At 56.3% G+C, this 13,226-nt stretch carries 16 protein-coding genes; 9 read left to right on the plus strand and 7 right to left on the minus strand.

The window, feature by feature from the left end; translation table 11 throughout:
- Window positions 1-17: 17 nt before the first annotated feature.
- The 4 genes from FOY93_RS00190 to FOY93_RS00205 all read left to right on the plus strand — a co-directional run bounded on the left by FOY93_RS00190 (window position 18) and on the right by FOY93_RS00205 (window position 2,333).
- Window positions 18-470, plus strand: coding sequence for a DUF1198 domain-containing protein (locus tag FOY93_RS00190; RefSeq protein WP_143344459.1), 453 nt, complete (start codon window positions 18-20; stop codon window positions 468-470).
- 102 nt (window positions 471-572) lie between these two features.
- Window positions 573-1,763, plus strand: a complete 1,191-nt coding sequence (gene nepI / locus FOY93_RS00195; RefSeq protein ID WP_143344460.1) for a purine ribonucleoside efflux pump NepI — start codon at window positions 573-575, stop codon at window positions 1,761-1,763.
- Between the two features lie 56 nt (window positions 1,764-1,819).
- Window positions 1,820-2,092 carry a type II toxin-antitoxin system Phd/YefM family antitoxin gene (locus FOY93_RS00200; protein ID WP_041911702.1) on the plus strand — a complete coding sequence of 91 codons (273 nt, stop codon included), beginning with the start codon at window positions 1,820-1,822 and terminating at the stop codon, window positions 2,090-2,092.
- A complete protein-coding gene (locus tag FOY93_RS00205) occupies window positions 2,067-2,333 on the plus strand; it encodes a Txe/YoeB family addiction module toxin (protein WP_041911701.1) in 267 nt (88 codons plus the stop codon). Before FOY93_RS00200 ends, FOY93_RS00205 begins: the two co-directional genes overlap by 26 nt.
- 1 nt (window position 2,334) lies before the next feature.
- On the opposite strand, the gene FOY93_RS00210 is transcribed toward FOY93_RS00205, so the two are convergent.
- From FOY93_RS00210 to FOY93_RS00235, 6 genes are all read right to left on the minus strand, one after another.
- Window positions 2,335-3,240 (minus strand): EamA family transporter, encoded by a 906-nt coding sequence (locus FOY93_RS00210; protein ID WP_143344461.1) that lies wholly within the window; start codon window positions 3,238-3,240, stop codon window positions 2,335-2,337.
- A gap of 134 nt (window positions 3,241-3,374) precedes the next feature.
- A complete protein-coding gene (locus FOY93_RS00215) occupies window positions 3,375-4,754 on the minus strand; it encodes a carbohydrate porin (protein WP_047649991.1) in 1,380 nt (459 codons plus the stop codon).
- Between the two features lie 138 nt (window positions 4,755-4,892).
- Complete coding sequence (locus FOY93_RS00220; protein ID WP_029741865.1) at window positions 4,893-5,195, minus strand: PTS lactose/cellobiose transporter subunit IIA; 303 nt, start codon at window positions 5,193-5,195, stop codon at window positions 4,893-4,895.
- A 2-nt stretch (window positions 5,196-5,197) separates the two neighbouring features.
- Window positions 5,198-6,577 carry a glycoside hydrolase family 1 protein gene (locus FOY93_RS00225; protein WP_143344462.1) on the minus strand — a complete coding sequence of 460 codons (1,380 nt, stop codon included), beginning with the start codon at window positions 6,575-6,577 and terminating at the stop codon, window positions 5,198-5,200.
- A gap of 17 nt (window positions 6,578-6,594) precedes the next feature.
- Window positions 6,595-7,920, minus strand: coding sequence for a PTS sugar transporter subunit IIC (locus FOY93_RS00230; RefSeq protein ID WP_023309840.1), 1,326 nt, complete (start codon window positions 7,918-7,920; stop codon window positions 6,595-6,597).
- Window positions 7,921-7,931: 11 nt separating this feature from the next.
- Window positions 7,932-8,246, minus strand: coding sequence for a PTS sugar transporter subunit IIB (locus FOY93_RS00235; protein ID WP_032644367.1), 315 nt, complete (start codon window positions 8,244-8,246; stop codon window positions 7,932-7,934).
- 293 nt (window positions 8,247-8,539) lie between these two features.
- Between FOY93_RS00235 and FOY93_RS00240 the strand changes: the two genes are divergently transcribed.
- Window positions 8,540-9,490: a LacI family DNA-binding transcriptional regulator gene (locus FOY93_RS00240; RefSeq protein ID WP_115876739.1), complete on the plus strand. Its 951-nt coding sequence runs from the start codon at window positions 8,540-8,542 to the stop codon at window positions 9,488-9,490.
- Window positions 9,491-9,538: 48 nt separating this feature from the next.
- On the opposite strand, the gene FOY93_RS00245 is transcribed toward FOY93_RS00240, so the two are convergent.
- Window positions 9,539-9,835 (minus strand): YicS family protein, encoded by a 297-nt coding sequence (locus tag FOY93_RS00245; RefSeq protein WP_136195867.1) that lies wholly within the window; start codon window positions 9,833-9,835, stop codon window positions 9,539-9,541.
- Between the two features lie 141 nt (window positions 9,836-9,976).
- Between FOY93_RS00245 and FOY93_RS00250 the strand changes: the two genes are divergently transcribed.
- From FOY93_RS00250 to FOY93_RS00265, 4 genes are all read left to right on the plus strand, one after another.
- Complete coding sequence (locus FOY93_RS00250; RefSeq protein ID WP_143344463.1) at window positions 9,977-10,396, plus strand: GNAT family N-acetyltransferase; 420 nt, start codon at window positions 9,977-9,979, stop codon at window positions 10,394-10,396.
- A 147-nt stretch (window positions 10,397-10,543) separates the two neighbouring features.
- Window positions 10,544-11,344 carry a lipoprotein NlpA gene (gene nlpA, locus FOY93_RS00255; RefSeq protein WP_136195868.1) on the plus strand — a complete coding sequence of 267 codons (801 nt, stop codon included), beginning with the start codon at window positions 10,544-10,546 and terminating at the stop codon, window positions 11,342-11,344.
- A gap of 121 nt (window positions 11,345-11,465) precedes the next feature.
- Window positions 11,466-12,245, plus strand: a complete 780-nt coding sequence (locus FOY93_RS00260; RefSeq protein WP_136195869.1) for an MBL fold metallo-hydrolase — start codon at window positions 11,466-11,468, stop codon at window positions 12,243-12,245.
- A 26-nt stretch (window positions 12,246-12,271) separates the two neighbouring features.
- Window positions 12,272-13,225: a GlxA family transcriptional regulator gene (locus FOY93_RS00265; RefSeq protein WP_127729054.1), complete on the plus strand. Its 954-nt coding sequence runs from the start codon at window positions 12,272-12,274 to the stop codon at window positions 13,223-13,225.
- Window position 13,226 lies beyond the last annotated feature (1 nt).

Raw genomic sequence — 13,226 nt, forward strand, 5'->3', positions numbered from 1 at the left:
TAGTCAAAGGAGAACGCATGGTCTGGATAATGCTGGCAACGCTTGCCGTGGTGTTTGTGGTGGGATTTCGCGTCCTGACCTCAGACTCCCGCCGCGCCATCAAACGTTTAAGCGAGCGTCTGGGCATCACCCCGATGCCGGTTGAGTCGATGATCGATCAGTTCGGCAAAATGCCGGGCAATGAGTTTATCCGCTACCTTGAGCGCCCGGACGAAGCGCATCTGCAAAACGCCGCGCAGGTGCTGCTGATCTGGCAGGTCTGCATTGTCGACGGCAGCGAGGAGAACCTGCACGCCTGGCACCGCATGCTGCGTAAAGGCCGCCTTGCCGCACCCATTACCGATGCGCAAATTCGTCTGGCGCTTGGCTTTATGCGCGAGATGGAGCCCGATCCGCAGGAGCTGAACGCCTTCCAGCTACGCTACAACCAGCTCTTTCTGCCGGAAGAGGGTGTGTTTTATCTGCACTGATCCCCTCTAAAAACCACAAAAGTTGTCTAAACGTTAAATCCGTCACACTTTTGATGATAAACTGCGCGACTTTTCCGCACGTTTTTATCTTCAGGTGACGCCATGACAGAACATATCCAGCCCACGACCAGACCGCAGATCAAAGAGGTTTCACGCCCCAACTGGTCGGCGGTTTTCTCCGTGGCGTTCTGCGTCGCCTGCCTGATTACCGTTGAGTTTCTGCCGGTGAGCCTGCTGACACCGATGGCGCAGGACCTGGGCATTTCCGAAGGCGTGGCGGGGCAGTCCGTTACCGTCACCGCGTTTGTGGCGATGTTTGCCAGCCTGTTTATCACCCAAGTGATTGGCACCATCGACCGCCGCAAAGTGGTCATTCTGTTCAGCGTGCTGCTGACGCTCTCCTGCCTGCTGGTCTCCTTCGCGGAAAGCTTCACCCTGCTGCTGCTCGGTCGCGCCTGTCTTGGTCTGGGGCTCGGCGGCTTCTGGGCGATGTCCGCCTCGCTCACCATGCGCCTGGTGCCTGCGCGCACCGTGCCGAAAGCGCTGTCCGTCATATTTGGCGCGGTCTCCATCGCGCTGGTGATTGCCGCGCCGTTGGGCAGCTTCCTGGGCGGGATTATCGGCTGGCGTAACGTCTTTAATGCGGCGGCGGTTATGGGCGTGCTTTGCGTTATCTGGGTGTGGAAGGCGCTGCCGTCCCTGCCTGGCGAAGCGGCGCACCACAAACAGAACATGTTTAGCCTGCTGAAGCGTCCCGGCGTGCTGGCGGGGATGACCGCGATCTTTATGTCCTTTGCCGGGCAGTTTGCCTTCTTTACCTATATCCGCCCGGTGTTTATGACCATGGCGGGCTTTGACGTAGACGGCCTGACGCTGGTGCTGCTGAGCTTCGGTATCGCCAGCTTTGTCGGTACCTCGCTTTCGTCCCAGTTCCTGAAGCGCTCCCTGAAAGTGGCGCTGGCGGGTGCGCCGCTGGTGCTGGCTGCAAGCGCCGCGGTGCTGGTGCTGTGGGGCAGCGATAAGTGGGTCGCGTCTGCCATTGTGATTATCTGGGGCTTTGCCTTTGCGCTGGTGCCGGTGGGCTGGTCGACGTGGATCACCCGCTCGCTTGCCGATCAGGCTGAAAAAGCCGGGTCGATTCAGGTGGCGGTGATCCAGCTGGCAAACACCTGCGGCGCGGCGATTGGCGGCGTGGCGCTCGACCACCTGGGGCTGACGTCACCGCTGGTGATTTCAGGCGCGCTGATGCTTTTGACCGCGCTGCTGGTGGCGGGCAAGGTTAAAGCACGTTGATTGATAAATAGTCACTTCATCGATATACTTGTACCGTAACTTGTACAGGAGGGAATATGCAGGTTGTGACGTTTACCGAAGCACGAAGCCGACTCAAAGATGTGTTGGACGACGTGAATGACAACGTGGAGACAACCATCATTAGCCGCCGAAACGGGGGTGACGCGGTGGTTATGTCTCTGCAGCACTACAACTCGATGATGGAAACCATCCATCTGATGAGTTCGCCTGCTAACGCCAGCCGACTGATGGAGTCAATCGCACAGGCAAATACCGGAAAAACCACGCAGAGGGATCTGATTGATGACCAGGCTACTGATTTGGACTGATAACGGCTGGGATGATTACCTGTGGTGGCAGGAGCAGGACAAGAAAACGCTTCGCAGAATCAATAAATTGATTGAAGATGCGAAGCGTCAACCTTTCGATGGCCTGGGTAAGCCGGAACCCCTTAAAGGTAACCTTTCCGGATACTGGTCCCGTCGAATCAATGATACCGATCGTCTGGTTTACGGGGTGTCAGATAGCGCTCTTACTATTTTAATGTGCCGCTATCACTATTATTCGTAGATCACGCCGATGTCCTCACCCGTCTTCTTGAATCCATCGAAATCAGTACAACCGACGACACGATCAGCAGCGTCCCCAGCCAGTCCGGCAGGGTGAACGCCACGCCCAGCAACACCACCGACAGCAGCGCGCTGCTCAGCGGCTCGGCGCAGCTCAGAATGCTCGCTTTCGGCCCGCCGATCGTCTGCGCGCCTTTCAGATACAGGCTGAACGTCAGCGCGGTGCCGATCACGACCAGGTAGAAAAACGCCAGCAGCAGGCTGCCGTCAATGACGAAGGTCGTCCCGCGCCCGGCGTAGAACGGCGTCAGCATTAACCCGGCAATCAACATACTCCAGCCGACAATCGGCAATGTGCCGTAGCGGGCAATCAGCGTTGACGGATAGGTAGTGTAAAACGCGGCGGCAAACGCCGAAGCGATGCCGAAGAACAGCGCGGCTGGCGAGATGGAGAGCGAGGTTGGATCGCCGTGGGTCACCAGCAGGAACGTCCCGACAAGCGAGGTCACAATCGCGGATAAAACAAACACGCCGGGGCGCTTTTTCCGCGCCAGCGCGAACCACGCCACGATAATGGTTGGTGACAGAAACTGCAGAACGGTAGCGGTCGCGGCGTTGGATTTTTCAATCGTCAGCAGGAAGGTGAGCTGCACGGTGAGCGCGCCGACCAGCGAGAAAAACAGCAGGCTGAGGGCGTCTATGCGATGTTTGATGACCGAGAAAATCTTGTCACCGTGAACGAAGGAGAGCGTCAGCAGGATCACGCCGGTAAACAGCAGGCGAACCATGGTCAGGTAAGGCGAAGAAATGTGGCTTTTCTCCATGATGTACTGCGCGCAAACGCCGGAACTGCCCCATAAAACGGCGGCGATCAGGACGTTCAGCATCCCTTTACGTGTAGAACCCATTTTCTCCCCTGTTATGTTGGTTTTTTTCTAGCATAACATGGGATCTTTCCGGGTGGCGCTACGCTTACCCGGCCTACAAAACCTTGTAGGCCCGTGCAAGCGCAGCGCCGCCGGGCGAAACAAACGGCGCTGTACTAGAACCACGCCTCCCACATCGCGCCGACGTTGAAGTCGTCGAGCGTTTCGTCTTTGGTGTTGTTCACGCGCGCGGTGCGTGCGTTATCCACTTTGCCGCCGGTCACGTAGAAGCGCAGCATCGGACGGAACTCTGGCCCCATGGCGATAGACATGTTCTGCGACAGGGTCAGCTTCCAGCCCTTGTTGTCGCCGCCGTTGTCGTAGTCAACGTGCTGCCAGCCTGCTTCCAGCCAGGTGGAGTGAACGTCGTTCCACCAGTGCATCGGACGCACGATGGCGTTGTAGTTCTTGCGGTTGTCGGTCTTATCGCGGCTGTTGTCGTAGTCGTGGAAGGCGAGGATATACTCCACCTGCGTGGCCTGGGTGAATTTGTATAGCCCTTCGAAGCTGGCGTAGACCGTGGTCAGATCCTCGGTTTTGTTGAACACGCTGTTGTCCGCGTTATCGGAGTAGCGGGCAATCACCTTGTTCACGCCGCTGTCGTTGGTGTGGCTCAGCACCACGCCGCCCTGCCACGCGTTCAGACGTTCGTCGCTCTCCACCGCTTTGGAGTCAAAGCCGTAGTTGGCGTAAAGCTCCATGTCGATCGGTCCGAGCTTCATGCCGTGGATTTTTGAGGTCGCGGCGTAGTTGCCTTTGTCGCCCGTGCCGGACCCGCCGGTACAGGTGATGCGCGACGGGTTGGCTTCATCTTCCATCACTTCCGGGCTACAGGATTCCACCGCCGCCACGGCGGCGACGTCAAACTGCACGCCGCCGATGTCGAAGTTCTTCACCCCGGCGCCCTGGCCGTCGTGGTTCATCCAGAAGTAATCGTTGATGCCCTGCTGCGGACGCTGGTGGAAGTCACGACCGGCCCAGAAATAGGCGTTCGGGTTGGAGGCCATAATGTTGGTCACCCCGGCGTAGGCTTTTTTCAGGTTAACTTCGTCGCCCCAGTGGTCGATCATCACGTTGATGTCCCAGATGGCGCCGTTTTCGCCTTTAAAGGCCTTGGAAAGCTGGAATTCCCCGCCGTTGCCTTCGTTGCCCAGACGACCAATGGCGGACGCGCCGTTGTATGAACCGTCCACCGCCACGTATTTCTGATCGGCGGCCTGGAAGTGCGCGCCGTATCGGGCGTAGCCGGTAAATTTAACCCCAAACGGAATCGCCATATCCGGAGATTGCGCCGCGCTTTGCGGCTCGGTCACCACGTCCGCTTTTTTCGCGACGGCAGCATCCATTTTGGCCTGACGTTCAGCCAGGGCTTTATCCACCGCTTTCGCCACAATGGCGTCGATTTGTTCCTGCGTGAATTCCTGTGCGAGCACGGAAATTGGGCAAAGCGCGGCGATAACCGCCATGGTTAATGGAAGTTTTTTAATCGTATTCATGGTTATCTCAATATAGTTTAATTTTATTCAGACAATAACCATCCCGCTCCGATCTGACAGAATATGTCGCTATCATCAGAACAAGTGGATTTCTAGTTTTAGGTACAGAGGTGTTACATTAATTTATTTCGACATAGGCTATCTCTGATATAAATGAATAATTTCTTCGGACAATTCACGCGCTAATAAGGAATTCATTAAGTGATCCTGCGCGTGAACCATGATTAACGTCATCGGCTGACGGCCTTCGCCCGCATCCTGCTCGATCAGTTTGGTCTGCATCTTGTGCGCCTGGCGCGCGTAGCCGTCGGCTTCGCGCAGCAGGCTTTTGGCTTCGTCAATGTTGCCCTGGCGCGCGGCGTGCAGGGCTTCAAAGCACAGGCTGCGGGACTGCCCGGCATTGACGATAATTTCCATTACGGCTTCTTCTAATGCGATCATAATCATGACTCTTTTTCAAAACTATTATTTAACGCGGTGGCGGCAAACCACTCCCCGCTTTTCTTAATGGTGCGTTTCTGCGTCTCTAAATCGAGCTGGATAAATCCGTAGCGATTTTTATACGCGTTGCACCACGACCAGTTATCTATAAACGTCCACATATGGTAGCCAAGACAATTACACCCTTCGCTAATCCCTTTATGCAGCCAGGCTAAATGTTCGGAAATAAACTCGATGCGGTATTGATCGTTAATCTGACCATTTTCAATAAAACGCTGCTCATTTTCGACGCCCATGCCGTTTTCGGAAATAAAGCAGCGAGGGTTGCCGTAATTGTCGCGCAGGTTAATCAGAATATCGTAGATACCCGGCTCGTAGATTTCCCAGCCGCGGTAGGGGTTCATCTTGCGGCCCGGCATCTCGTAGCTATCAAAGAACCACTCCGGCATAAACGGCGCCTGCGGGTTCACCGCGCTGTCGCGACACTTCACGCGACGCGGCTGATAGTAGTTAATGCCGAGCAGGTCGATTTTCCCTTCTGCAATCAGGAAACCGTCTTCCGGCTTGCAGGCGGGCAGCTGGTCGTAAGATTTCAGGAGCGCCACCAGATCCGCCGGGTATTCGCCGCGTAGGACCGGGTCGAGGAAGCTGCGGTTAAACATCAGATCCGCAACGTGCGCCGCCTTCACGTCTGCCGGGTTCTGCGAACGCGGATACGACGGCGTCAGGTTCAACACGATGCCGATCTCCCCCGCGTAGTGCCCGGCGCGGTAGGCCTGCACCGCCTTCGCATGGGCCAGCACCGTGTGATACGCCACGGTGGCCGCCCGGCGGAAATCCACTACGTTGGGGTAGTGGAAGTCGTACAGATAACCGCCTTCCACCGGCACGATCGGTTCGTTGAAGGTAAACCAGTGCAGCACGCGATCGCCGAACAGCTCGAAGCAAATCTGCGCGTAACGTGCGTACGCGTCCACCACGTCGCGGTTTTCCCAGCCGCCTATTTCCTGCATCGCCATCGGCATGTCGAAATGGAACAGAGTGATAAACGGCGTGATGCCCTGTTCGTTCAGCTCGTCAATGACCTGATTATAAAAATCGACCGCGTCCGGGTTCACTTCACCGATACCGTCGGGGATCAGGCGCGCCCAGCTAATCGAGGTGCGAAAGCTGTTGTGGTTCAGCTGCTTCAACAGCTGAATGTCCGTTTTCCAGTGCTGATAAAACGTGGAGGTCTGCTGTGGCCCCACGCCGTTGTGAAAACGGTTCGGCTCGCGGGCAAACCAGTAGTCCCAAGTGGTTTCACCCTCTCTTGCCCCTTCCGTCTGGAGAGCGGAGCTTGCGCTGCCCCACCAGAAGTTATCGGGAAATGCGTATTTCATGACTCTTCCTCTTTGACTTAATTGCTGGCGGTCTCAGCGGCACCGACGGTTGCCTGGGCCTTCTGCTCTTCGTTTTTGATGAGCGTACGCTCATAGGCGCGCAGGAACGGCAGGTACATCAGCGCGGACATCACCATACAGACCAGGCACATCACCACCGGGCTCAACGCCCAGTTCGCCGCCCACGAGGCGCCGATCGGTGCAGGGGTAGTCCATGGGGTCAATGACACAACCTGTGCCAGCCAGCCGAGCTTGGTTGCCGCGTACGCCAGACAGGCGTTGACCAGCGGAACGAACACGAACGGGATAAACAGCATCGGGTTCATGATGATCGGCGCGCCGAACAGAATCGGTTCGTTGATGTTAAAGAAGCTTGGCACCACGCCCATTTTGCCGATGGTACGCAGGTGGGTAACGCGGCTGCGCAGCAGCAGGAACGCCAGCGGCAGTGTGGAGCCGACGCCGCCAATCAGCAGGTAGTGATCCCAGAAGCCCTGCAGGTAGACGTGCGGCAGCGCCGCGCCTGCTGCCAGTGCCGCCTGGTTTGCCGAGAGGTTGGCCATCCAGAACGGGTTCATGATGCCGGTGACAATCAGCGAACCGTGGATACCGGCGAACCAGAAGATCTGGCACAGCAGCACGGAGAGCAGAATGGCTGGCAGCGAGTCAGACGCGGACACCAGCGGCTCCAGCAGGTGCATAATCGCCTGCGGGATAATCATCCCGGTCTGCGCTTCAATGAACAGGTTCAGCGGGTGCAGCGTACCGATCACCACCATCACCGGGATCAGGATCTCAAACGAGCGCGCCACGCCGGTTGGCACTTCCTTCGGCAGACGAATGGTGACGTTGTTCTGCTTCAGCCATGCGTAAACGCGGGTGGCGTAAATCGCGGTGATCAGCGCGGTGAAGATGCCCTGACCGGAGAGATACTGGGTCGAGATTTTGCCGTCGGCATACGGCGCGGCGACCAGCAGGAAGGCCATAAAGGCCAGCAGGCCGGACATCACCGGGTCGAGGTTAAACTGACGTCCCAGGCTCGCCCCAATCCCCACCGAGATGAAGAAAGTCATCACGCCCATGCTGAGGTTAAACGGCAGCATCAGCTGCTCGCGGTAGGTCTGGGAGAAATCCAGCCAGCCGCGGGCGAAGCTGTTGGTGGTATCCGCCGAGAACGGCGGGAAGATGAACACCAGCATAAACGAGCCGATGATCATGAACGGCAGCGCGGCGGTAAAGCCGTCGCGGATGGCAATCACATACTTTTGCTGGCCGAGCTTCGCGGCCAGCGGGGTAATTGACTGCTCAATCACCGCGACCATGGATTGATATAACGAACTCATGTGAACACCTTTTAGTGTGCCGCTTCGATGAGCGACAGAGCATAGTCCAGTACTTTATCGCCACGCTGCATGCCGTAGTCCATCATATCGATGGGCTGCACCGGAATGCCATGCGTCGCCGCCTTGTCTGAGAGTGTCTGTAACATGTATTTCACTTGCGGTCCGAGAAGGACAACCTGGTATTGCGGAAACTGCGTATCAAATTCGGAAACACCGTACGCATCAATCTTCACCGGCAAACCACGTTCTTTCGCGACATCGACCATTTTGCTGACCAGCAGGCTGGTGGACATCCCGGCAGAGCAGCACAGCATAATCTTGAACATCGACAACCATCCTCTAAATGTAAAAAGTTATTGCGAGGATGATTGGACATTATACGGAAACCGGTTTCCATTCATAAAAGACAGAAGTGTGACAACCATCAATATCCCTTACTTATGAGGCTAATTAACCCGATGTGCGTCACATAATTTGGCTGTTTTGACATCATTTGGAGTGGAAACGGAAAATCGGTTTCCATGAAAAACGGAAACGGATATACTCCGTTCTGGCTATAATGTGAGCCGAAGCGGTGATGGAATTTGCAGGCGCGAGGTAAGCCTGCCAGGGGAAAGAGATGTCGACAATCAATGATGTATCACGTCTTGCCGGGGTGTCTAAAGCCACGGTTTCGCGAGTGTTGAGTGGGTCGCGTGGCGTTAAGGAAGCCAGCCGTCAGGCCGTTCTGAAAGCTGTGGATGAGCTGAACTATCGTCCCAACGTGATTGCCCAGTCGCTGCTGAGCCAGTCGACGGGCTGCATTGGGGTCATTTGCGCGCAGGAGAATATTAACCAGACCACCGGTTATCTGTACGCGCTGGAAAAACAGCTCAGCCAGCATCAAAAACACCTGCTGCTGCGTTTCGCGCACGGTAAAGCGGAAGTGATGAACGCCCTTGAAGAACTTTCCTGCGGGCTTTGTGATGACATCCTGGTGATCGGCGCCCGTTTCCCGCTGGACGTCGACATGGACAACGTCATTCTGGTGGACTGCATGGAGTCTGATAATTCCAACAGCATCCAGTTCGATCACGCTTTTGCCGCAGAAACTGCCTGTAACTATCTCACCAGCCAGGGGCGTCGCCAGATTGCGCTGATCCACCCCCACGGCAGCGGTTTTGCCGACCAGGTGCTGCTCGGCTACAAGCACGCGCTGGAGAAAAATTTCCTGCCCTTTAATCGCAACCTGGTCTTTATGGACGCGACGTCTTCGTCCGTTGCGCTGCAGGAGCTGCTTAATAACGCCAGCACGCTGAACTTCAACGCGCTGCTGGTGGCGGACGAGCAGGAAGCCCAGCGGGTGATCCCGCAGCTGCAGGCGTTTAATAAATCGGTACCGGACGACATCATGGTCTTTAGCCTTGCCGGATCGCTGCACCTGCCGGGTATTCCGGTGATCCCGGCGATTGAATATTCCATGGATGCCATGGCGGCGCGCATTGTGGGCTGGCTGACGGAGAAAACGCAGATGCTGGGCTCGTATGTGCTGCGCGGAGATTTAATTATTCCGGATGTGCGTAAGCGTTAAACATGTTTTCCAGGCCGGGTAAGCGTAGCGCCACCCGGCAAGCAGCATTCAATAATCTTCCATACAATCCACTTGACCAATCGCCCCCCAGTAGGCATCCAGGTTGTCGCGCTTCACGGCGGTAATGGCATTTTTGATTAACAGCTGATTAGCCTCGGACGACAAAATCATCTCCTGCCAGGCTTTATCGCTCTGCTTTTTCTGTGGCGTACAGGTTTTCTTAATATCTTTAAGGACCTGCTGCTTTATTTGCGCCTCTTTCACGGGATCGTCCTTTTCCTGAGCATGGACAAACGCGGCGAACAGCAGACAAACCAGCAGGCAGACAAGGTGTGCAGCTTTCATCAACAACCCCCTTTTGACGTCACAGGCTTCCCATGAAATATATCGTTACATTCAGTGTAGCGACGCCAGCCGAAAGTATGAATTTTCTCCGTAAAGTATCTGTGAGATAGTCAAACAGCACACAAAAACAGGGAGAACGTCATGCAACTGAGCATTACCAATACGGTTACGCAGCAGGAAAAAGAAGAGTTATTCGTTGGGCTGCGTGCCTACAACGCGCAATTTTTGGATATGGCGACCTTTAGCTGCGACGTTGGCGTTTACGTGCGTGACGATAATGGCGCCATGCTGGGCGGGTTAATCGGTGTGCGAAAAGGCGACTGGCTGAATATCGACTATCTCTGGGTGAGCGAGACCGTGCGCGGATCCGGCGTTGGCAGTCAGCTCATCAGAACGGCCGAAGAGGAAGCCAGACGCAAAGGCTGCAAGCACGCGCTGGTCGATACCGCCAGCTTCCAGGCGCGGCCGTTCTATGAAAAACAGGGGTACCAGCTGCAAATGTCTTTGCAGGATTATCCTTATCCGGGCATGCAGCGACATTACCTGGCGAAAGCCCTTTAAGCTCTGAATCCGCAGGCCGGGTAAGCGCAGCGCCACCCGGCTATACCCGCATATAACTTATCCTTCTTATTGATTCTTTTTCGGTTTTTATTTCACCGCCTCGTTGTCGATATAGTCACTACAACATTCAGCAAAAGGAACTGTCTTGTGAAACGTCGATTGGGTGCTCTGGTACTGGCTGGCCTGCTGCTGGCAGGGTGCGATCAAAGTGGCAGCGATGCCAAACACATTAAAGTCGGCGTCATCAACGGCGCCGAGCAGGACGTGGCGGAAGTCGCCAAAAAGGTGGCAAAAGAGAAATATGGCCTGGACGTGGAGCTGGTAGGCTTCAGCGGCTCGCTGTTGCCTAACGATGCCACCAACCAGGGGGAACTGGATGCCAACGTCTTTCAGCATCGCCCGTTCCTTGCAGAGGATAACAAGGCGCATGGCTACAAGCTGGTGGCCGTGGCGAACACCTTTGTTTTCCCGATGGCCGGCTATTCCCGCAAAATCAAATCCGTCTCTGACCTGAAGGACGGAGCGACCATTGCCATTCCAAACGACCCTACAAACCTGGGCCGCGCGCTGCTGCTGTTGCAAAAAGAGAAGCTCATCACCCTGAAGCCGGACACCGGGCTGCTGCCAACGGCGCTGGATATTACCGCCAACCCTAAACAGCTGAAAATCATGGAGCTCGAAGGGGCGCAGCTGCCGCGCGTGCTGGACGACCCGAAAGTCGATGTCGCCATCATCAGCACTACCTATATCCAGCAAACCGGGCTGTCGCCGGTGCATGACAGCGTCTTTATCGAAGACAAAAACTCGCCGTACGTGAACATCGTTGTGACGCGCGAAGAGAACAAAGACGCGGAGAACGTGAAGGAATTTATCAAGTCGTATCAGTCGCCTGAAGTGGCGAAAGCGGCGGAGACGATCTTTAACGGCGGGGCGGTGCCGGGCTGGTAACAATCTGATGGAAAAAGGGTTGCTTAAATTGGCCCGATTCCATCGGTAATCGCCCTTTAACCCACAGCGTCAGCTGAGACGGCTGGCTATCCTCCTTATCACACCAACCGGAGGATAGCCCATGAACATTACCCACATTCGCAACGCCACCCAGCTGATTACCTACGCCGGAAAACGTCTTTTAATCGACCCGATGCTGGCCCCTAAAGGGGCTTACCCGGGCTTTCTCGGCACTGCGTATGCCGAACGCCGTAATCCGACTGTCGAGCTCCCCGTTGACGTCAACACGCTGCTGGACGCCGACGCGGTGATCGTCACCCATACTCATGACGATCACTGGGATCGCGCCGCGGCGGAACTGATCGCCAAAGACAAACCCATTTACGTACAAAACGAGCGTGACGCCGCGCTGCTGCGCAGCCAGGGGTTTAGCAACCTGACGGTCATGACCGACGAGACCACTTTCGGCGAGATTCGAATTGCGAAGACCCACGGCGGCCAGCACGGTACCGATCGCGCATACGCGGTGCCCGAACTGGCGGAGCGGCTGGGCGAGGCCTGTGGCGTGGTGCTCCGCCATCCTGATGAGAAGACGCTCTACATTGCCGGGGATACCGTCTGGCGTGACGAAGTGGCGGCCGATCTGCAAAAGCACCAGCCGGACGTGGTGGTGCTGAACGCCGGCTATGCTCACGTCATTGGCTTTGGGCCCATTATTATGGGGCAGGAGGACGTGCTTAACGTCCATTTCCTGCTGCCGCAGGCCAAAATTGTGGCGAGCCATATGGAAGCCATTAACCACTGCCTGTTAACCCGCAGCGCGCTGCGTGAGTACGTTGAAGCCAACCAGGTGAGTGACGCAGTGAGCATTCCCCAGGATGGCGAAACCGTTATATTCTGAGTATCTAAAAGGGAAAGGAGAGACAAATGCCGCTAGTCAACGTCGCGATTGTCGCGGTAGACGGGTTCAGCCCGTTCCACTACTCCGTTCCCTGCATTCTGTTTGGCGACTCGGTCTCCGGAGAAAAGCGCTTTAACGTGACGATCTGCGCCGAAACGCCGGGGTTCCTCACCTCAAAAGACGGATTTGCCCTCAACGCCACGCAGGATTTTACCGCCATTGGGCAGGCCGATATTGTTGTCGTTCCCTACTGGCAGCACGTTCTTGAACGCCCGCCGCAGTCGCTGCTCGACAGCCTGGTGCAGGCGAGAGACAACGGCGCAGAAATCGTCGGGCTGTGTCTGGGGTCGTTTGTGCTGGCCTGGGCGGGTCTTCTCGACGGTAAGCGTGCGGCCACCCACTGGGAGTTCGAACGTCAGTTTCAGTCCCTCTTCCCGAACGTTCGACTGGATATTAATGCCCTTTATGTGGATGACGGCAATATCATTACCTCTGCCGGGACTGCCGCCGCACTGGACTGCTGCCTGTATATCATTCGCCAGCGCTTTGGCAGCGTGGTCGCCAACCAGATTGCCCGCCGGATGATTGTACCGCCCCACCGCGAGGGCGGTCAGGCGCAGTTCATCGCCCAGCCGGTACCCAAAGATACCCGCGACGGACGCATTAACTGCCTGATCGACTATCTTCAGCAGCACATCACCGAACCACATAGTCTGGACTCGCTGGCGGAGGTCGTCTCGATGAGCCGCCGCACCCTGACCCGCCATTTTGTTAACGCTACGGGGATGAGCGTCGCCGACTGGCTGACCGCCGAACGCCTGCGGCGCAGCCAGATCCTGCTTGAAGCCGGAAATATGCCGATTGAGCGCGTGGCTGAGCTGGTGGGATTTAATTCCGCCGTCACCTGGCGACAGCAGTTTAAGGCTCGTTTTGGGGTGAGCCCTGCGGAATGGAGAAAAACCTTTCGTCTTCACAGCTAGT

It is taken from the genome of Enterobacter sp. 18A13, from assembly GCF_007035975.1.
In the GTDB taxonomy this organism is placed as follows: domain Bacteria; phylum Pseudomonadota; class Gammaproteobacteria; order Enterobacterales; family Enterobacteriaceae; genus Enterobacter; species Enterobacter vonholyi.